A 361-nucleotide genomic window follows, 5' to 3' on the forward strand; every position below is an offset into this window, starting at 1 on the left:
CTCGGGTACACTGCCGGCTGGCCTCGCGCGCGCTGCCGGCGCCAATTTCCAAACACACTGACACGACAGATTCCCATGAAGACTCTTTCCCTGATTCTTGCCGCCGTCACGCTCGCTGGCGCAGGCGTTGCCCAGGCCGCCGCACCGGCTTCCGAGACGCTGCCGTCCGGCGTGGTGATCCAGCACGTGACCAAGGGCACGGGCGCCTCGCCCAAGGCTTCCGATACCGTCAAGGTCCACTACCGTGGCACGCTGACCGATGGCACGGAATTCGACAGCTCGTACAAGCGCGGCCAGCCGATCTCGTTCCCGCTGAATCGCGTGATTCCGTGCTGGACCGAGGGCGTGCAGAAGATGCAAG

At 65.1% G+C, this 361-nt stretch carries 1 protein-coding gene; it reads left to right on the plus strand.

Annotated elements, in window-relative coordinates; genetic code table 11:
* Nucleotides 1–75 precede the first annotated feature (75 nt).
* A partial coding sequence (locus AC1DHL_RS30220; protein ID WP_478164397.1) for an FKBP-type peptidyl-prolyl cis-trans isomerase occupies nt 76–361 on the plus strand: 286 nt, incomplete at its 3' end.

It is taken from the genome of Variovorax sp. 10L426, from assembly GCF_056395305.1.